General features: G+C 69.1%; 20 protein-coding genes and 1 tRNA gene. 12 read left to right on the plus strand and 9 right to left on the minus strand.

The annotated features are described in order from the left end of the window. Nucleotides 1-4: 4 nt before the first annotated feature. Nucleotides 5-1,102, minus strand: a complete 1,098-nt coding sequence (locus tag AC30CM_RS07455; protein ID WP_490116198.1) for a glutamate--cysteine ligase 2 — start codon at nucleotides 1,100-1,102, stop codon at nucleotides 5-7. Between the two features lie 177 nt (nucleotides 1,103-1,279). Here AC30CM_RS07455 and AC30CM_RS07460 point away from each other — a divergent pair, with 177 nt between their 5' ends. From AC30CM_RS07460 to AC30CM_RS07470, 3 genes are all read left to right on the plus strand, one after another. Next, nucleotides 1,280-2,101, plus strand: coding sequence for an LLM class F420-dependent oxidoreductase (locus AC30CM_RS07460; RefSeq protein WP_490116199.1), 822 nt, complete (start codon nucleotides 1,280-1,282; stop codon nucleotides 2,099-2,101). Between the two features lie 34 nt (nucleotides 2,102-2,135). Continuing rightward, nucleotides 2,136-2,208 (plus strand) — tRNA-Arg (locus AC30CM_RS07465). A 363-nt stretch (nucleotides 2,209-2,571) separates the two neighbouring features. Beyond that, nucleotides 2,572-3,528 (plus strand): PE-PPE domain-containing protein, encoded by a 957-nt coding sequence (locus AC30CM_RS07470; protein WP_490116200.1) that lies wholly within the window; start codon nucleotides 2,572-2,574, stop codon nucleotides 3,526-3,528. A gap of 143 nt (nucleotides 3,529-3,671) precedes the next feature. Here the strand turns inward: AC30CM_RS07470 and AC30CM_RS07475 are convergent, their stop codons facing one another. Then, nucleotides 3,672-4,511, minus strand: coding sequence for an SDR family NAD(P)-dependent oxidoreductase (locus AC30CM_RS07475; protein ID WP_490116201.1), 840 nt, complete (start codon nucleotides 4,509-4,511; stop codon nucleotides 3,672-3,674). Next, nucleotides 4,508-4,858 (minus strand): nuclear transport factor 2 family protein, encoded by a 351-nt coding sequence (locus AC30CM_RS07480; RefSeq protein ID WP_490116202.1) that lies wholly within the window; start codon nucleotides 4,856-4,858, stop codon nucleotides 4,508-4,510. The genes AC30CM_RS07475 and AC30CM_RS07480 overlap by 4 nt, the downstream gene beginning before the upstream one ends. 147 nt (nucleotides 4,859-5,005) lie before the next feature. On the opposite strand from AC30CM_RS07480, the gene AC30CM_RS07485 reads away from it, so the two are divergent. The 4 genes from AC30CM_RS07485 (at nucleotide 5,006) to AC30CM_RS07500 (ending at nucleotide 7,381) form a co-directional block, all read left to right on the plus strand. After that, a complete protein-coding gene (locus AC30CM_RS07485) occupies nucleotides 5,006-5,833 on the plus strand; it encodes a MerR family transcriptional regulator (protein WP_490116203.1) in 828 nt (275 codons plus the stop codon). 83 nt (nucleotides 5,834-5,916) lie between these two features. After that, nucleotides 5,917-6,621 (plus strand): AIM24 family protein, encoded by a 705-nt coding sequence (locus tag AC30CM_RS07490; protein ID WP_490116204.1) that lies wholly within the window; start codon nucleotides 5,917-5,919, stop codon nucleotides 6,619-6,621. 20 nt (nucleotides 6,622-6,641) lie between these two features. Then, nucleotides 6,642-6,941, plus strand: coding sequence for a hypothetical protein (locus tag AC30CM_RS07495; RefSeq protein ID WP_490116205.1), 300 nt, complete (start codon nucleotides 6,642-6,644; stop codon nucleotides 6,939-6,941). Between the two features lie 2 nt (nucleotides 6,942-6,943). Further along, the gene (locus tag AC30CM_RS07500; protein ID WP_490116206.1) at nucleotides 6,944-7,381 is read left to right on the plus strand and encodes a hypothetical protein; all 438 of its coding nucleotides are present in this window, start codon (nucleotides 6,944-6,946) and stop codon (nucleotides 7,379-7,381) included. 27 nt (nucleotides 7,382-7,408) lie between these two features. Here the strand turns inward: AC30CM_RS07500 and AC30CM_RS07505 are convergent, their stop codons facing one another. Both AC30CM_RS07505 and AC30CM_RS07510 read right to left on the minus strand, forming a co-directional pair. Beyond that, nucleotides 7,409-7,753 carry a hypothetical protein gene (locus tag AC30CM_RS07505; protein ID WP_490116207.1) on the minus strand — a complete coding sequence of 115 codons (345 nt, stop codon included), beginning with the start codon at nucleotides 7,751-7,753 and terminating at the stop codon, nucleotides 7,409-7,411. Nucleotides 7,754-7,763: 10 nt separating this feature from the next. Continuing rightward, nucleotides 7,764-8,453 carry an ANTAR domain-containing protein gene (locus tag AC30CM_RS07510; protein WP_490116208.1) on the minus strand — a complete coding sequence of 230 codons (690 nt, stop codon included), beginning with the start codon at nucleotides 8,451-8,453 and terminating at the stop codon, nucleotides 7,764-7,766. Nucleotides 8,454-8,565: 112 nt separating this feature from the next. On the opposite strand from AC30CM_RS07510, the gene AC30CM_RS07515 reads away from it, so the two are divergent. The 4 genes from AC30CM_RS07515 to AC30CM_RS07530 all read left to right on the plus strand — a co-directional run bounded on the left by AC30CM_RS07515 (nucleotide 8,566) and on the right by AC30CM_RS07530 (nucleotide 12,774). Beyond that, a complete protein-coding gene (locus AC30CM_RS07515; RefSeq protein WP_490116209.1) occupies nucleotides 8,566-9,780 on the plus strand; it encodes an acetyl-CoA acetyltransferase in 1,215 nt (404 codons plus the stop codon). Next, nucleotides 9,777-11,309 carry a carotenoid oxygenase family protein gene (locus AC30CM_RS07520; protein ID WP_490116210.1) on the plus strand — a complete coding sequence of 511 codons (1,533 nt, stop codon included), beginning with the start codon at nucleotides 9,777-9,779 and terminating at the stop codon, nucleotides 11,307-11,309. Before AC30CM_RS07515 ends, AC30CM_RS07520 begins: the two co-directional genes overlap by 4 nt. A 48-nt stretch (nucleotides 11,310-11,357) precedes the next feature. Beyond that, nucleotides 11,358-12,203, plus strand: coding sequence for a winged helix-turn-helix transcriptional regulator (locus AC30CM_RS07525; protein ID WP_490116226.1), 846 nt, complete (start codon nucleotides 11,358-11,360; stop codon nucleotides 12,201-12,203). 115 nt (nucleotides 12,204-12,318) lie between these two features. Further along, nucleotides 12,319-12,774, plus strand: a complete 456-nt coding sequence (locus AC30CM_RS07530) for an Hsp20/alpha crystallin family protein (RefSeq protein WP_490116211.1) — start codon at nucleotides 12,319-12,321, stop codon at nucleotides 12,772-12,774. A 74-nt stretch (nucleotides 12,775-12,848) separates the two neighbouring features. Here AC30CM_RS07530 and AC30CM_RS07535 read toward each other — a convergent pair whose 3' ends face one another. Both AC30CM_RS07535 and AC30CM_RS07540 read right to left on the minus strand, forming a co-directional pair. Continuing rightward, on the minus strand, nucleotides 12,849-13,466 hold the full coding sequence (locus tag AC30CM_RS07535; protein ID WP_490116212.1) for a GNAT family N-acetyltransferase: 618 nt from the start codon (nucleotides 13,464-13,466) through the stop codon (nucleotides 12,849-12,851). Then, nucleotides 13,463-13,897, minus strand: a complete 435-nt coding sequence (locus AC30CM_RS07540; RefSeq protein WP_490116227.1) for a hypothetical protein — start codon at nucleotides 13,895-13,897, stop codon at nucleotides 13,463-13,465. Before AC30CM_RS07540 ends, AC30CM_RS07535 begins: the two co-directional genes overlap by 4 nt. A gap of 76 nt (nucleotides 13,898-13,973) precedes the next feature. On the opposite strand from AC30CM_RS07540, the gene AC30CM_RS07545 reads away from it, so the two are divergent. Further along, nucleotides 13,974-14,420 carry a cupin domain-containing protein gene (locus AC30CM_RS07545; protein ID WP_490116213.1) on the plus strand — a complete coding sequence of 149 codons (447 nt, stop codon included), beginning with the start codon at nucleotides 13,974-13,976 and terminating at the stop codon, nucleotides 14,418-14,420. A gap of 6 nt (nucleotides 14,421-14,426) precedes the next feature. On the opposite strand, the gene AC30CM_RS07550 is transcribed toward AC30CM_RS07545, so the two are convergent. Together AC30CM_RS07550 and AC30CM_RS07555 are read right to left on the minus strand one after the other, a co-directional pair. Further along, nucleotides 14,427-15,311, minus strand: a complete 885-nt coding sequence (locus AC30CM_RS07550; protein ID WP_490116214.1) for an amidohydrolase family protein — start codon at nucleotides 15,309-15,311, stop codon at nucleotides 14,427-14,429. Continuing rightward, the coding region (locus AC30CM_RS07555) for a class I SAM-dependent methyltransferase (RefSeq protein ID WP_490116215.1) at nucleotides 15,308-16,176 on the minus strand (869 nt) is incomplete at its 5' end. The genes AC30CM_RS07555 and AC30CM_RS07550, both read right to left, overlap by 4 nt.

Here is a 16,176-nt window from a genome sequence, read left to right on the forward strand (position 1 = left end):
CGAGTCACAGGTCCTCGACGGTCGCGGCGGCCACCGCGGCGACGACGTCGGCGGCATCGTGCCCGTCGGCGTAGGCGCGCCGCTGCCGGGTGGCGCCGTTGCCGGTGTCGCTCAGCCGCTGCAGTTCGCGGTGCACGAAGTCGAGGTCGCCCGCGGCGTCGAGCGCCGGGGTGATGGCCTCGACGAACGAATGGGCCGCGGTGAACGCGGGCACCGGGACGTGGCCGGCGGCCACGTCCACCAGCGAACCGTCCATGCCCTCGCGCGCCGCCTTCCAGCAGGCGGCGCGCAACACGTGATCGTCCAGCGGCCGAACGGGCTCGCCGCGCTCCCCGGCCCGTAGCGCCGTCGTCACCGCGCCGCGGACGAGCGCGGCGAACAGCGCCGTCTGGCTGACCGTGGCGGGCACGTCGCCGACGCGCACCTCGACGGTCGGGAAGTTCGCCGACGGCCGCACGTCCCAATAGACCATGCCGTCGTCGAGCATGGCACCGACGTCCTGCACCAGGCGCACCGTGGCGTCGTAGTCGTCGACGGACGCGAAGTGCGGCGGCGGGCCGGCACTGGGCCAGCGCCCCCACAGCACGCTGCGCCAACTGGCGTACCCGGTGTCGGCGTTGCGGTAGATCGCCGAGTTCGCCGACAGCGCCAGCAGCGTCGGCAGCCAGGGCCGCAGCCGGTTGGACACGTCGATGGCGGCCTCACGCGACGGCACTGCCACGTGCACGTGGCAGCCGCAGATGCCCTGCTCGGTGGCGATCATGCCGAACCGTTCGGCGATCTGCCGGTAGCGCGGCTTGTCGGTGATGGGGAACTCGTGCGGCACCGTCGGCGGCAACCCCACCGCCAGCAGCCGCGCCCCGGCCGCCTGGGCGGCCTCGGCGGCGACGGACCGCAGTCGGCGCAGGTGCTGGTACACGTCGGCCACGGTCTCGGCGACCGGCGACGTGGTCTCGACCTGGCAGCTGGTCAGCTCGAGGTCCAGCTCGACGCCGCGGTCGGAGGCGTGCGCGGCGGTCTCGCGATTGCGCCCCACCGGCTCGCCGGTGTGGGGGTCGACGAGGAGGAATTCCTCCTCGACGCCCATGGTGGTGGTGGACATGGCTGCGCTCCGTGTCGGTGACCGGTGAGAAATCGATCCGGCCCGTCGGACGTGCGCGACGGGCCGGATCAGGAAATGGTCTCGTGCCGCGGCCGCCCCGGCCCGGCTCGTCGGTCGAGATGCCCGCCGTCGGGTCATCCAAACGCGGGATGTCCGCCAATTCCCTAGGCTCGCGGCATGGCGCGAGAATTCCGCTTCGGGTTCGGGTTGCACGCCGCTCGCCGGCTGTCCTCGGTTCAGGACTGGGCCCGGCGGGCCGAGGACTGGGGCTACGACGTGCTGCACGTCCCCGACCATCTGGGCGCGCCGGCGCCGTTCCCCACGCTGACGGCCGTCGCCGCGGCCACCGAACGGCTGCACCTCGGGACGTTCGTGCTCAACGCCGGTTTCTACAAGCCGGCGCTGCTGGCCCGCGACGTCGCCGAGGTGCGCGACCTGTCGGCCGGGCGGCTGGAGCTGGGGCTGGGTGCCGGCTACGTGCGCGCGGAGTTCGAGGCCGCCGAGCTGCCGTACCCCAGCGCCGGAGCACGCGTCGCACACCTGCGGCACGTCACCGAGTACCTGCGCGAGCACCTGCCCGACGTGCCGCTGCTGATCGCGGGCAACGGCGACAAGCTGCTGACCATCGCGGCCGAGCACGCGCACGTCATCGGGCTGACCGGCGGCGACCCCGCGGACGAGGCCGGGGATCCGCTGGCCGAACGCATCTCGTTCGTGCGATCGGCCGCGCCGCAGCGCTTCGAGGAGCTGGAACTCAACGTGTCGGTGACCGCGATGCCGATCGACGAGTCCGGGATGCCGGACCTGTCGATCACGCGTCGCTTCCTGCCGCACCTGTCCGACGAGCAACTGTTGCGCACCCCGGGCGTGCTGTCGGGCTCGGTGCGCGACATCGCGGCGACCATCCGCGGTTACCGCGACACCTACGGCATCACCTACGTGACGGTGCAGCAGCCGCACGCCGAGGCGTTCGCGAAGGTGATCGCCGAGTTGCGGTGACGTTCCCGCCGGGCGGTAAGCTGCCATCCGGTGCGCCCCCGTAGCTCAGGGGATAGAGCACGGCTCTCCTAAAGCCGGTGTCGCAGGTTCGAATCCTGCCGGGGGCACAACGTGTTGTCGGCGCGCGCCGATCACCGTTTCAGCAAACCGGGTTGTCGGGTGCACTCAGAACGTTCCGACGGGAACGAGGTGCGCTGACGAGTTTGCCGCGTGACGCGTTTTCATCCCCAAACCCAGACCTGGCGACGGCGATGAAACAGGATCACTGCGAAGCTCGCGTGGACACGGCGGATCGATCCGACCACGAGGCCCCCGACGCCCCTGTCGCACAACGATTCGACGACCAAACCGCATAGAAATGAAAAAGCCACTGCTCGACGAGCCATTTCTGAGGCTTCCTAGATAAGCCGCATCAATCGGCATTCTCGACATCAATCGATTCGATTCAATCGGGCTACGGAGCAATTGACATGACGAAGCAACCATTGGCCAAAACCATTTTCGCCAGTGCCATGAGTGCTGCCGTCTGCGCCGGCATCGCAATTGCACCAGTCCAGGCGGCGCCCGCAGCAGAGAAGACAACCGTCCTGGCGTTGGATCCAGCGTTCTTCGGCCTGTCGAAGGATTGGTTGCACGGCGATTACAACAAAGACCCCTATGTCTGGCAGAAGGTCGACTACGTCAACATCCCCGGTCTGCGCAACGTCGCCAAGGGCGCATCCAACCTCGATGCGGCGTTGCACGACACACCCGGCAAGAAGGTCGTCCTCGGACACAGTGAAGGCGCAGAAGTAGCCGACTTCTGGCTGCGCCAATACGGACCGACGAGCGACATCAACGCGCTGGACGTCAAGTTCGTCCTCACCGGCGATCCGGAGAACGCGAGCAACGGCTGCATGACCGTGCCGAAGGCCCGCCAAGTGGACGACCCAGAAGACCCGGACGCAAAACAAGCCTGCACTTTCGTCTATCCCAGCGACCCGGGCCCCGACCCCGACCATCCCAAATTCACGGGGCCAGGCTTACCTGCGAACACTCCCTACGACGTCACGGTCGTGACGCGTCAATACGATTACTACGCGGATTGCCCCGACAACCTCATCTCGAATTCACCCGACGCGCATCCGGCATTTCAGAACCGTCAGGCGAGCCGGAACAACGGCGGAAAGGGCGACGCCCTCGGCGTGCACCTCGATTACAAGAACGTGAACCTGGCCAGCGATCCCACCTCATCGACGAAGGAGGGCAACGTGACCTACGTACTGGTCCGGACCTACTATCTCCCACTCGTCTCACGGAAGGTCTATTTCGGTACCGCTGCGCAAAAGGATGCGAAGCGCGCTGCCGACGACGTGGTCCTTCGCCCGCTAGTCGAAGCCGATTACACGACCCGCAAGGTCACTGCGCCCGGACCTGCGCTCCCGTAGGACCATTCGAGAACACGCCGCACCGTGTTCTGATCCGCAAGCTGATGAGGGTCTACGGATTCACTGACTTGGCAGGTCTTGCCAGCCTCATTCGAAGCGCGAGGCTCTGCCACGCGTGACGTCACGCTCCTTGGGCCGCCCGGCTAGGTGGGAAAGTCCGCGCTTCGAGACAGCACTTCGTTCGCCCGGACGTCGCTCAGAGTCCGCTCGAGCGCATCGATGACGGCGTCGTATCCGCCGTTGCCCAAGACCAGCCGGCGGGGCGGCGGATCTTGGGCCATCGCCGCGATCACCGCCCGGGCACCACGGTGCGGGTCACCGGGCTGGGTGCCGTCCATCGCGAGGAACGTGGCGCGAACCTGCTCCAGCATGTCGTGATACTCCGGAATCGACTCGGCGACGGGTTCGTTCGCGAAGCCGCCGTAGGCGTTGGTCCGGAACGCTCCGGGTTCGACCGTCAACACCGAGATGCCCTGCGGGGCAATCTCGTCGCGCAGCGCATCGGTGACGGCCTCGATCGCGAACTTCGTCGCGCTGTAGTAGCCGAACCCCGGCGCCGCAACCAGACCCGCCACCGAGGACACGTTGACGATCCACCCGTTTGCGCGGGCACGCATGCCCGGCAGCACCGCCCGCGTCACGGACAGCACGCCGAAGAAGTTCAGCTCGAACATCGCCCGCACCGAGGCATCGGCCATCCCCTCGATCGACCCATACCACCCGCGGCCGGCATTGTTGACCAGCACGTCGACGCCTCCGAAGCGCTCCTCGGCGGCGCGCACCGCACGCTGCACCTGCGCCTCGTCGGTGACGTCCATCGGTACGACCAGAACACGGTCGCCGTACTGCTGGGTCCACGTCGCCAGCTCCTGCGGGCGTCGGGACGTGAGCACCACCCGATCCCCGGCATCCAGTGCCGTCTCGGCGAACGCCATCCCGAAGTTGCCGGGGGTGCCGCCGGTGATGAACCAGCGCCGCGTCACGGCTCGATCACCACCCGGCTGATCAACGCGCCATCGGCGGTGAACCGGTAGTGCAGGTCGGCGACGCCACCGGGGAAGTCGCCCTCGAGGTGCTGCGCGACGTCGAAGGTCGTGCCGGTCTCCCCTTCGCGCACCGTCGCGCCGGTGATCTCGGTGGTGTAGGTGTACGAGCTGGCGGCGGCGGCGACCCAGGTTCCGATGTCGTCGTGGCCCGCGTAGTCGTGCCCCTCGTCGGTGACGACGGCGTCCGGGGTGAGCGTTGCGAGTGCCCGGTCGGTGTCTCGAGCGTCGAGTGCGGTCATGAAGGTCTTGATGGTGTCCGGGAGTGCATCCCAATCGATGGTCATGGCACCACCGTGGAACTTCCCCCAGGGGGAGGGTCAAGCCGATTCACCGACGCGATCCAGCGCACGTCCCGCCTTGACCTTGCCCCAGGGGCAGACTGCAGGATGGCCCCACCCGGACACGGGCGGCGGTACGCAGAGGAGGACGCCATGGGCGCACGGGTCTCGATCGGCGACTTCGCGGTGATGACCGCCTTGAGCCGGAAGGCGCTGCGGCACTACCACGACCTCGGCATTCTCGAACCAGTCCACGTCGACTCCCACACCGGCTACCGCTTCTACGACACCAGCCAGGTCGACCATGCGCACATCATCCGGCGGTTCCGCTCGCTGGGCATGTCCATTCCCGACATCAAGGCACTGCTGAGCACCGACGACGCCGCGACCCGCACCGACATCATCACGACCCATCTCGAACGGATGGAGGTGCAACTGCAGCAGACCCGCGACACCGTCGGCGCGCTGCGCGAGTTGCTGTCCCCCTCACCGGCCCCCGCCCACGTGGTGGTGCGGCGAGAGCCTGCGCTCGCCGTGTGGTCCGTCGGCGCCACCGTCGACGTCGCCGAGATCGACACCTGGTTCGCCACCGCCCTGCGAACACTGCGCGACGCGCTCGCGCCCGTCGTCGGCGAACCTGCCGTGATCGTGCCGGGCGGACTCTACGACCGGGAACTCTTTCTCGAATCACGCGGCGCGGCAACCCTCTTCGTCCCAGCACCGGAATCCGTCGACCCTCCGGACGGCGTCCGCGCTGAAGTGTTGCCTCCGGCCGAGTTCGCCGTGCTCAGGCATCCCGGTGGCCACGACGGCATCGACCGCAGTTACGCCGCTCTGGGAACGTACGCCAACGAGCACCTCATCAGTCACCAGGGCCCGATCCGCGAACACTACCTCGGCGCCACGCCGTCGGACCCGATGGCGTTCAGCGCGACCGAGATCTGTTGGCCGATCTTCAGCACCACCCCACCGCCGGCATGACATGAGTCCCGGCACGGGGATCATCTCCTGAGAGGTTCCCGAAAGTGTTTGCATAAGCGTCAATTAGTAGTACGGTCGCGACCGTGCAGAGCAAAGTCGTCGGGACCACCATGCCGATCCTCGAACTCACCTTCGAGACGGGCGAGTCGATCGTGACCGAGGGCGGTGACGTCTCCTGGTACACCCCCGGGTTCGACATCCAGACCTCGACGCGGTTCGCCTCCGGCGGACGCGGTGGCTTCATGAGCGGCCTCAAGCGCATGCTCGGCGGCGGCAACCTGTTCCTGACGCAGTACACCGCGCAGACTCCCGGCCGCATGATGGCGATGACGACCGACCTGCCGGGCGTGATCAAGGAGATGCGGATCGACCCCGCCGACGCGTTCATGGTGCAGGGCGGGTCCTACATGGCCAGCACGCCCGACGTCGAGGTCTCGGTGGCCATCCAGCAGCGCCTGGGCGCGGGCATCTTCGGCGGCGCGGGCGTCATCTTCCAGCGGCTCGCCGGCAACGGCCTCGCCTGGGTGCAGATGGCCGGCGAGATCGTCGAATACGAACTGCAACAAGGGCAATCGATCCTGATCCACCCGGGCCACCTCGCGATGTTCCGCGCGGAGATGCAGCTGACCTTCGCCAGTGTCCAAGGCGTCAAGAACAAGGTCTTCGGCGACTCCCTGTTCATGGCCGAACTGCACGGGCCCGGACACTTCTGGCTGCAGTCGATGACGGTGTCGAAGCTGGCGGCGGCCATCCAGCCCTATCTGCCCGACAAGTCCAACGACAACTGACACCCGGCAGGTCGGACACCGTGAGCGACAACCGGATCACGTTGGTGGACGCGGCGACCGCGACGGCGCTCGCCCAGATCCTGCCGGTCCTGCTGCTCACCATGACCGTCGAGATGCGGCGCACGCACATTCACCGCGGCCGCTCCCGCTGGCTCATCGGCGGTTTCCTCGTCGTCTTCGGCCTCGTCGAGACCGTCCTCGTGCTGTCGATCGACGGCGCGCTGTACCCGTTCCAGTGGTTCGACCTGGTGTCGGCGCTCATCATCTTCTGTCTGCTGGCGGCCATCCTGGCACTGTCGCTGATCGACCCGAAGGACTGACCGTGACCTCGAGCCACGTCATTCGGACCGCCGTTCGGACCGCCATCGTCGCCGCCCTCGCCGCGGCCACCCTGCTCGGCAGCCCGCCCGCCGGTGCCACCCCGACGGTGACGGTGCTTCCCGAACGGCCCCTGGCCGCCGGCCAGACGGCGTTCGTCGACGACCCCGCAATCCTCGACTCCCGGCCGCAGGCCGTCGACTCGTGGAGCCGCGTCGCCGATCCGAACGCCGTGGCCGTCACCTTCACCTCCGGCACGCCCGAATGCCACGGCGTGCACGCCGAGGTGCAGCAGACACCCGACATCGTCGCCGTGAAGCTGCGGTCGGGCACCGTGCCCGCAGCCGTGGGCCGCGCCTGCATCGCCATCGCCATGGCGGCCACGCTGACGATCCCGCTCGACGCTCCCCTCGGTGACCGCGCCGTGGTCGCCATCACCTGAGATGCCGTGCCCGGGTGGGCACGCGCGCTACGGCGCGGGCGGCATGCCGGGCAGCGGGGGCTGCTTGAGCAACTCGTCGGCCGAGAGATCCCCGTCGCTCGCCGGCAGCGTCGGCATGTAGATCACCGGGCGGTAGTCCGGCGCGGGATCGGCCACCGGCGCCGCGCAGCCCATGCCGTACGACGTGGGCGTGGGCACACCGCCGTGGTCGACGCAGCACTGCGAGGACACACCGTCGAAGTTGGCCCCCGGGGCGATGCCGCTGGTGGCCGTGCACGTGGAGTACGCCCAATCGTCGAACGCGGCGGCGGGCGCGATGCCGAGCTGGCCCAGCACGACCAGGGCGGACAGGCACGTCAGCACACGCAGCATGGGACCGACCCTACTCACCGCCACGCGTGTCGATGACCCTCTGCGCGACGTCGACGAGCTTGGTGTTGGTGTCCTGCGACAACTGCCGCAGCATCGCGAAGGCCCGCACGTCGTCGATCTTGAAACGCTCCATGATGATGCCCTTGGCCTGCCCGATGCGATCGCGCGTCGACAGTGCCGACATCAGCTGATCGCCCTCGCGGCTGGCCAGGATGGCCGCCGCCGCGTGTGCGGCCAGCACCATCCCGATGGTCTCGGCCTCGGTGTCCCACGCGTTGGCGCGGAAGCTGAACAGGTTGAGCGCACCCGCGGTGCGATCGGCGGTGTACAGCTTGAACGACAGCCCGCCCAAGACGCCGAGCTCGACCACCTGCGGCGAGTAGTTCGGGTACCGGGTCTCGGTGCGGAAGTCGTCGGTGCGCACCACGATCTCGTCGAGCGCGGCCTCGACGCACGGACCCTCCTGGTACCGCATCTGCAACTCGTCGAGCCGTACCGACAGGTCCGACGTGGGCCCCAGCGTCTCGAACGCGTTGCCCTTGCCGATCAGCAGGATGCCGGCCTCGTCGACGCCGGGTATCAGCTCCTTGGCGGTGGCCGTGACGTCGGCGAGGACGGTGTCGATGCCCTTGGGCACCGCGATCGACCGAGCGAGGTCAGCCATCCTGACCGCGAGGTCGTGGTCGCGCGAGGCGGTCATGCTGCGCCCGTCCCTCCATGACGAATCCATTGAAGCTAGGAGAAATGTACCGACTGCCTCTCATAACTCAGAATCTCCCGAGTCACTCTGTTAGCCGTAGTACGGTGCGGTGATGACCGGCGTCTGGATCCTCGGCGGACATCAGAGCGACTTCGCCCGCAACCTCACCCGAGAGGGCATGGACTTCGCGGCCCTGACCGACGACGTCGTACGGGCCACGCTGGAGGCCGCGGGCGTCTCCGCCACTGCCATCGACGTGGTGCACGTCGCCAACGCGTTCGGGGAACTGTTCGCAGGACAGGGCCATCTGGGCGCCATGCCCGCGACCGTCGTCGACGAGCTGTGGGACGTTCCGGCCACCCGGCACGAAGCGGCGTGCGCCTCCGGCAGCGTCGCCGCGCTCGCCGCCATGTCCGATCTGCGCTCGGGCGCCTACGGCTGCGCGCTGGTGGTCGGGGTGGAGCTGGAGAAGACCGTGCCCGGCGACGTCGGCGCCCGCCACCTGGGCGCCGCCGCCTGGATCGGCCACGAAGGCGCCACCGCGACGTTCCCATGGCCGGCGATGTTCAGCGACGTCCTCGACGAGTACGACCACCGCTACGGCGTGGACGAGGCGCACCTGCGCGCGATCGCGGCGCTCAACTTCGGCAACGCCCGCGCCAACCCCAACGCACAGACGCGGACCTGGTCCATCCCCGACCCCCTCACCGGCGACGACGTCGCCAACCCCGTCGTCGAGGGCCGCATCCGCCGCTTCGACTGCAGCCAGATGACCGACGGCGGCGCGGGCGTCGTGCTGGTGTCCGACGCGTGGCTGCGCGACCACCCCGACGCCCGGCCCCTCGGACGAATCGAGGGCTGGGGGCACCGCACCGTCGGCCTGGGACTGCGCCACAAACTCGACCGCTCCGCCGGCCAGCCGTACGTGCTGCCCCACGTCCGGCACGCCGTGCTCGACGCCCTGCACCGCGCGCACACCAGCCTGGACGGCATCGACGGCATCGAGGTGCACGACTGCTTCACGCCCAGCGAGTACCTCGCGATCGACCACATCGGTCTCACCGAACCCGGCGCCTCCTGGCAGGCCGTCGAATCCGGGGACATCGAGATGGGCGGACGCCTGCCCGTCAACCCCAGCGGCGGGCTGATCGGCGGCGGGCACCCCGTGGGCGCCTCGGGGATCCGGATGCTGCTCGACGCCGCCAAGCAGGTCAGCGGTACCGCGGGCGCCTACCAGGTGGACGACGCGTCCCGGTTCGCCACCCTCAACTTCGGCGGCAGCACCGCCACCACCGTCTCGTTCGTCGTCCAGGAGGTTCCCCGATGACCACCGCACCACCGCATCCCGAGATCGTCGCCAAGTACCTGTCCACCCTCGACGAGGACGACGACCACCCCTACCGCACCGGGCCGTGGCGACCCCAGACCACCGAATGGGACGACGACGACCTCGTCGCCGTCGACGGCGAGATCCCCGCCGACCTCGACGGGGTGTACCTGCGCAACACCGAGAACCCGGTGCACCCCGCGTTGAAGCACTATCACCCCTTCGACGGCGACGGCATGCTGCACATCGTCGGGTTCCGGGACGGAAAGGCGTTCTATCGCAACCGCTTCGTGCAGACCGACGGTTTGCGCGCCGAGGCCGAGGCCGGCGGCCCGCTGTGGCCGGGCATCGCCGAACCCATCGAGCTGGCCAAGCGTGACTACGGTTGGGGCGCAAGGACACTGCTCAAGGACGCGTCCTCCACCGACGTCACCGTGCACCGCGGCGTCGCCCTGTCGAGTCACTACCAGTGCGGCGAGCTCTACCGCGTGGACCCGATGACGGGCGACATGCTGGGCAAGTCCCTGTGGGGTGGCGCGTTCCCGACCGACTGGGGCGTCTCGGCGCATCCGAAGGTCGACGACGCCACCGGCGAGCTGCTGTTCTTCAACTACTCCAAGGACGCCCCGTACATGCACTACGGCGTCGTCGACGCCGACGACCGGCTGACACACCTGATCGACGTGCCGTTGCCCGGCCCGCGGTTGCCGCACGACATGGCGTTCACCGAGAACTACGCCATCCTCAACGACCTTCCCCTGTTCTGGGCGCCCGAATTCCTGGAGCACGGCGTGCACCTGCCGCGCTTCCACCGCGACCTGCCGTCGCGGTTCGCGATCGTGCCGCGGCGCGGGGACACGTCGCAGATCCGGTGGTTCGAGGCCGACCCCACCTACGTCCTGCACTTCACCAACGCCTACGAAGACGGCGCCGAGGTCGTGCTCGACGGGTTCTTCCAAGGCGATCCGGAGCCCGCCGACAACGGCATGGGCAACAAGTGGCAGCGGGCGTTTCGGTTCCTGGCGATGGACCGCATGCAGACACGGCTGCACCGCTGGCGGTTCAACCTCGAGACCGGCGCGGTGCGCGAAGAGTCGTTGTCCGACAGCATCACCGAGTTCGGCATGATCAATTCGGGTTACGCGGGCCGCCCGTACCGCTACGCCTACGCCGCCACCGGCAAGCCCGCCTGGTTCCTGTTCGACGGTCTGGTCAAGCACGACCTGCACACCGGCGCCGAGGAGCGGTACGCGTTCGGCGACGGGGTCTATGGCAGCGAGACCGCGATGGCGCCCCGCGTCGGCGGCTCCGCCGAGGACGACGGCTACCTGGTCACCATCACCACCGACATGGGCGCCGACGCCTCGTTCTGCCTGGTGTTCGACGCGGCGCGCGTCGGGGACGGCCCCGTCTGCACGCTCCGGCTGCCGGAGCGGGTGTCCAGCGGCACGCATTCGACGTGGGCCCCCGGCGCCGAGCTGCGCCGGTGGCGTCATACCGACGGCGCCGCCGAGGCGATCGGGCTCTAGGTGCAGCCGACGCCGCTGCCGCCGGGCGGGGTCAACGCCGTCGGCCGGATGCTCGGCGACCTCGGCGACGAGTGGACCCTGCTGATCGTGCAGCAGGTCCTGCTGGGCGCCCGCCGGTACGGCGAATTCGTCGAGCGCCTGCCGATCTCGCACGCGGTGCTGACGTCGCGGCTGAACGCGATGATCGCGGCCGGGATCCTGGAACGCGAGCCCTACCAGAATCGTCCGCCCCGGGCGGCGTACGTGCCGACCGCGCGCGGCCGCGCCCTGTGGCCGGTGCTGACCTCGATCTGGACGTGGGAGCGCACCTGGGTGCCCCAGCAGCGGCTGCCCGCGTTGCGGCACCTGACGTGCGGTGCGCACTGCGTGCCGGTGACCGCCTGCGGCAGCTGCGGGGATCCGGTGTCGGAGAAGGACGTCGACGTGCGGTGGGGTCCCAGCGGCTCGTGGGCGCGCTCGATGCCCGCCCAGACCACGCGCCGCCGGTCGACCACCGACGGAGCCGGCCTGTTCCCGGAGACCATGGCGTTCCTGGGAAACCGGTGGGGGTTCGCCCTGCTGATCGCGGCGTTCGTCGGGGCGACGCGCTTCGGCGAGTTCCAGACCTGGTTGGGGGCTCCACCCGCCTCGCTGGCCGACCGGCTGGCGACGTTCACCGACCGCGGCGTGCTGCGGGCGGTCGGAGGGCGGTACGTGCTGACGGAGAAGGGCCGCGCGGTGTTCCCCGTGTTGATCACCGCCCTGCAGTGGGCGCAGCGCGCTCGTGCGGCCCCGGAGGGCCCGGCGGTGCTGCTCGACCACGTGGCCTGCGGCAGCCCGTTCCGGGGCGTCCTGACCTGCGATCAGTGCGCCGAGGCGCTGACGGGCGGCACCGTGACGCCCGACCCGAACTAGGCCGAGAAAATTCTTGGCACTCTCGACGGGAGAGTGCTAAAAATGGAAGTGCACAGTGATTGTCCTGTCCACCACGGGGTGGGCAGCCGGGACTGAACATAGGAGGTGGATTGCTGTGCTCCGTTTCGATCCCTTCAGCGATTTCAATGCCGACATCAACGCCTTGACCCGCGGCCTGCTGAACAGCCAGACCGGATCGACTCGTAGTCCTCGGTTCATGCCGATGGACCTCTGCAAGGTCGACGACCACTACCTGCTCACCGCGGACCTGCCCGGTGTGGACCCCGGCTCGGTGGACGTCGACGTCGACAACGGCACGCTCACCATCTCCGCGCACCGCACGGCGCGCTCGGAGGACGGCGTGCAATGGTTGGCCAGCGAACGCTTCTTCGGCACCTACCGCCGTCAGCTGTCCCTCGGCGACGGCATCGACTCCACCGGGATCACCGCCTCGTACGAGAACGGCGTGCTCACCATCACCATCCCGGTGGCCGAGAAGGCGAAGGCCCGCAAGGTCGAGATCACCCGCGCCGACGACCGCAAGTCCATCGAGACCACCGTCGAGGCGTAACCATCCTGGCGCGAAACCCCTGTCCCCGTGCGGATCCCGCGATCGTCGCGCCAATCGCGGGCCGCACCCGAGCCTCAGACCTCGCGGCCGGGACGGCCCCCACGCGTCAACTTGAATCGCAGGTTGTTGCGCACCGCAGGCCATTCGACGTCGATGATCGAGTACACCACCGTGTCGCGGCGCGACCCGTCGGCCAGCAGCATGTGACTGCGCAACACCCCATCGAGCTTGGCGCCCAACCGCTCGATGGCCGCGCGGCTCTGCGTGTTCATGACGTGGGTCCGCAACTCGACGCCCACCGCACCCAGCGTCTCGAACGCACGAGTGAGCATGAGCAGCTTGGCCTCGGTGTTCACCCCGGTGCGGCGCACCGACTCCGAGAACCACGTGTGACCGATCTCCAGCCGCCGGTTGCGGCCGTCGACGTTGAGGTAACTGGTGGACCCGACGACCTTGCCCCCAGGCGTGCGGGCCACGAACGTCAGCCCCGTCGAGGGCTGCTGATTGGCCAGCCGGGCGGCCACCCAGTCACCCGCCGTCGCACTCGACGGCGCCGTCGTGTACCACAGGTCGCCGAGGTTGCCGTCGGTGCTCGCGTCGGCGATCTCGGCGACGTGCGCCGTCGTCAACGGCTCCAGCACCACCCACTCACCGCGCAGCACCACCGGTGCCACCTCGAGATCGCCCGTCATGACCGCCCTTCCGCATCAGACCACGCCGCCACCATCGCGCACACCGACAACACCACCGCGACCAGCGTGGCGCCCGCCCCCACCCACAACCCGTAGGCCGCACTCACCGGTGCGGCCACGTACAGCTTGACGTACCACACCTCCAGGACCGCGATGCCCACCGAGATCGTCAGCGCCACAGTCGAAGCCAGCCGCGCCGACAGCCGTCGCGCCGCCATGGCCGCCGCGACGAGCAGCGTCGCCGCCAGCAGCACCAGGAACTGACCGACGCCGAACCCGTCGGGCGGCACCCCGATCCGACCGGTGCGACCACCGATGGCACTGGCTCGGCCGCCACCGTCGGCCGTGGTGGTCAACCACGGCAGCCACGCACTCACCAGCAACACCGCGGCGGCCGCCGCGACGAACCAGCCGGGGCGCAGCCGAGCCATGCCAACACGCGGTGCGGACGGGCCCATGCGCACGAGCGTATCGGGTGCGTCGCGCCGGCCGACGTAGGCTCTCTGCATGACCGAGCTGCCACCGTGGGCCCGCAGCCTCGACCTCGCCCCGCACCCCGAAGGGGGTTGGTATCGCGAGACGTGGCGCAGCGATCTGACCGTCACCCAGTCGGCGCTGCCACCGGACTACACCGGACCGCGCTCCGCGGGGACGGCGATCCTGTTCCTGCTCATGCCGGGCCAACAGTCGGCCTGGCACACCGTGCGCAGCGCCGAACTGTGGCTGTACCACCGGGGCAGTCCCCTGCTGCTCGAGGTGGGAGCCCACCGCGACGGTGCGGCGACGCTACTGCTCGGCAGCGACGTCGACGCCGGCGAGCACCCGCAACTGGTGGTACCACCGGGCCACTGGCAACGGGCACGGCCCCGCGACGACGAGCCGACGTTGGTCAGCTGTGTCGTGGTGCCGGGCTTCGACTTCGCCGACTTCGCGCTGCACGCACCCACCGACTGACCGAGTTCAGCGCACGCCGAGCACGCGCAGCGCATTCTCCTTGTAGATCGCCGACGCGACCGCCGGATCCAGACCCAGGGCGGCGAAGTCGCGCTGCCACCGCTGCAAGGAGATGTACGGGAAGTCGGTACCGAACAGTGCCTTGTCCCGCAACTGCCGGCTCAGCGCCCGCACCAACTGCGGCGGAAAGTAGGCCGGTGCGTAGCCCGACAGGTCCAGGTAGACGTTGGCCTTGTGCGCGACGATCGCGATCTGGGCGTCGACCCACGGCACCGCCGGATGCGCCATCACGATGGTCAGACCGGGAAGGTCGGCGGCGACGTCGTCGAGCAGCATCGGGTCGCTGAAGCGCAACTTGATGCCGTGCCCACCGGGCAACCCCGAACCCAGACCCGTCTGTCCGGTGTGGAACAGCGCGGGGACGCCGGCCGCCGCGATGGCCTCGTACGTCGGGTAGTGGCGGCGGTCGTTGGGTTCGAACCCCTGGACGCTGGGGTGGAACTTGAAACCCCGGACGCCCCAAGCCAGTTGCTCCTCGACCCGGGCGACGGGATCGGGGCCCAGCGGGTCGACGGAGCCGAACGGGATCAACACGTCGGAGTGCCGCGCCGCTCCCGCGACCAGGTCCGCAGGTGAGTTCGGCGGGTGTCCCGTGGCCGTGCCGGCGTCGATGGTGAACACCACGGCGGCGACGTTGCGGGCACGGTAGATCTCGGCGAGGTCGTCGACCGTGGCCGGCGCCGCATCCCCCATCCGGAAGTAGCTGCGTGTGGCCTCGGTCAGTTCGTCGTCGTAGGCGCGCCTGCCGTGGCAGTCCACCTCGACGTGCGTGTGCACGTCGATGGCGTCGACGGCGGCGAAGTCGACCGCGCACGAATACCGGGGCGTCACGACCACTTCCGCGCCAGCACCTGGTCGACGCCCATGCGGCCCTGCTCGAAGGCCAACCCACCGCCGACGAGGTACAGCCGCCATACCCGGGCGACCTCTTCACCCTGCAACGCCACGAACCGGTCGTAGTTCGCCTCGAACGTCTCGATCCAGTGCTCGACGGTGCGCACGTACTGCTCGCGCATCGCCTCCACGTCGCGGATCTCGAAACCGCCGTCGGTGAGGAAGCGCAGGGTCTGCCACAGCGGGCGCATGTGCATGTCCGGCGCGATGTAGGACTCGATGAACGGGCCACCACCGGGGGCGGCGTCGGCGTGCCGCGACATCTGCTGCAGCAGCAGGCGACCGCCCGGCTTGAGCGCCCGGTGCATCATCGCCACGTAGTCCGGGTAGTGCTCCTCGCCGACGTGCTCACCCATCTCGATCGAACTCACGGCGTCGAACGTGCCTGCGCCGTCGGCGAATTCGCGGTAGTGCTGCAGCCGCACCTCCACCCGGTCGCCGAGTCCCAACTCCTCCACCCGGCGGGTGACGAAGTCCCGCTGCTCGGCCGACAGCGTGATGCCGACGGCGTGCACCCCGCGGGTGCGCGCGGCGTGCAGGATCATCGACCCCCAGCCGCACCCGACGTCGAGCAACCGTCCGCCGGCCACCAGACCCAGCTTGTCGCAGATCAACTCGAGCTTGGCGGTCTGCGCGTCGTGCAGCGTCTGACCGGGACCGGTGTAGTACGCCGACGAATAGGCCATGTGCTCGTCGAGCAACAGTTCGTAGAACTCGTTGGACAGGTCGTAGTGGTGCGAGATGGCCGCACGATCGCGCGCACGGGTGTGCAACCGGCCCGTCAACCGCGCCTCCGAGGCCG

The organism is Mycobacterium sp. DHQP2018-32-09 (assembly GCF_058148405.1).

Excerpts from the sequence above, each read along its gene's own strand:
- AC30CM_RS07470 (WP_490116200.1), top strand. The coding sequence starts at position 2,572 with ATGACGAAGCAACCATTGGCCAAAACCATTTTCGCCAGTGCCATGAGT.
- AC30CM_RS07535 (WP_490116212.1), bottom strand. The coding sequence starts at position 13,466 with ATGACGGGCGATCTCGAGGTGGCACCGGTGGTGCTGCGCGGTGAGTGG.
- AC30CM_RS07480 (WP_490116202.1), bottom strand. The coding sequence starts at position 4,858 with ATGACCATCGATTGGGATGCACTCCCGGACACCATCAAGACCTTCATG.
- AC30CM_RS07460 (WP_490116199.1), top strand. The coding sequence starts at position 1,280 with ATGGCGCGAGAATTCCGCTTCGGGTTCGGGTTGCACGCCGCTCGCCGG.
- AC30CM_RS07485 (WP_490116203.1), top strand. The coding sequence starts at position 5,006 with ATGGGCGCACGGGTCTCGATCGGCGACTTCGCGGTGATGACCGCCTTG.
- AC30CM_RS07540 (WP_490116227.1), bottom strand. The coding sequence starts at position 13,897 with ATGGCTCGGCTGCGCCCCGGCTGGTTCGTCGCGGCGGCCGCCGCGGTG.
- AC30CM_RS07455 (WP_490116198.1), bottom strand. The coding sequence starts at position 1,102 with ATGTCCACCACCACCATGGGCGTCGAGGAGGAATTCCTCCTCGTCGAC.
- AC30CM_RS07510 (WP_490116208.1), bottom strand. The coding sequence starts at position 8,453 with ATGACCGCCTCGCGCGACCACGACCTCGCGGTCAGGATGGCTGACCTC.
- AC30CM_RS07520 (WP_490116210.1), top strand. The coding sequence starts at position 9,777 with ATGACCACCGCACCACCGCATCCCGAGATCGTCGCCAAGTACCTGTCC.
- AC30CM_RS07505 (WP_490116207.1), bottom strand. The coding sequence starts at position 7,753 with ATGCTGCGTGTGCTGACGTGCCTGTCCGCCCTGGTCGTGCTGGGCCAG.
- AC30CM_RS07515 (WP_490116209.1), top strand. The coding sequence starts at position 8,566 with ATGACCGGCGTCTGGATCCTCGGCGGACATCAGAGCGACTTCGCCCGC.
- AC30CM_RS07545 (WP_490116213.1), top strand. The coding sequence starts at position 13,974 with ATGACCGAGCTGCCACCGTGGGCCCGCAGCCTCGACCTCGCCCCGCAC.
- AC30CM_RS07525 (WP_490116226.1), top strand. The coding sequence starts at position 11,358 with ATGCTCGGCGACCTCGGCGACGAGTGGACCCTGCTGATCGTGCAGCAG.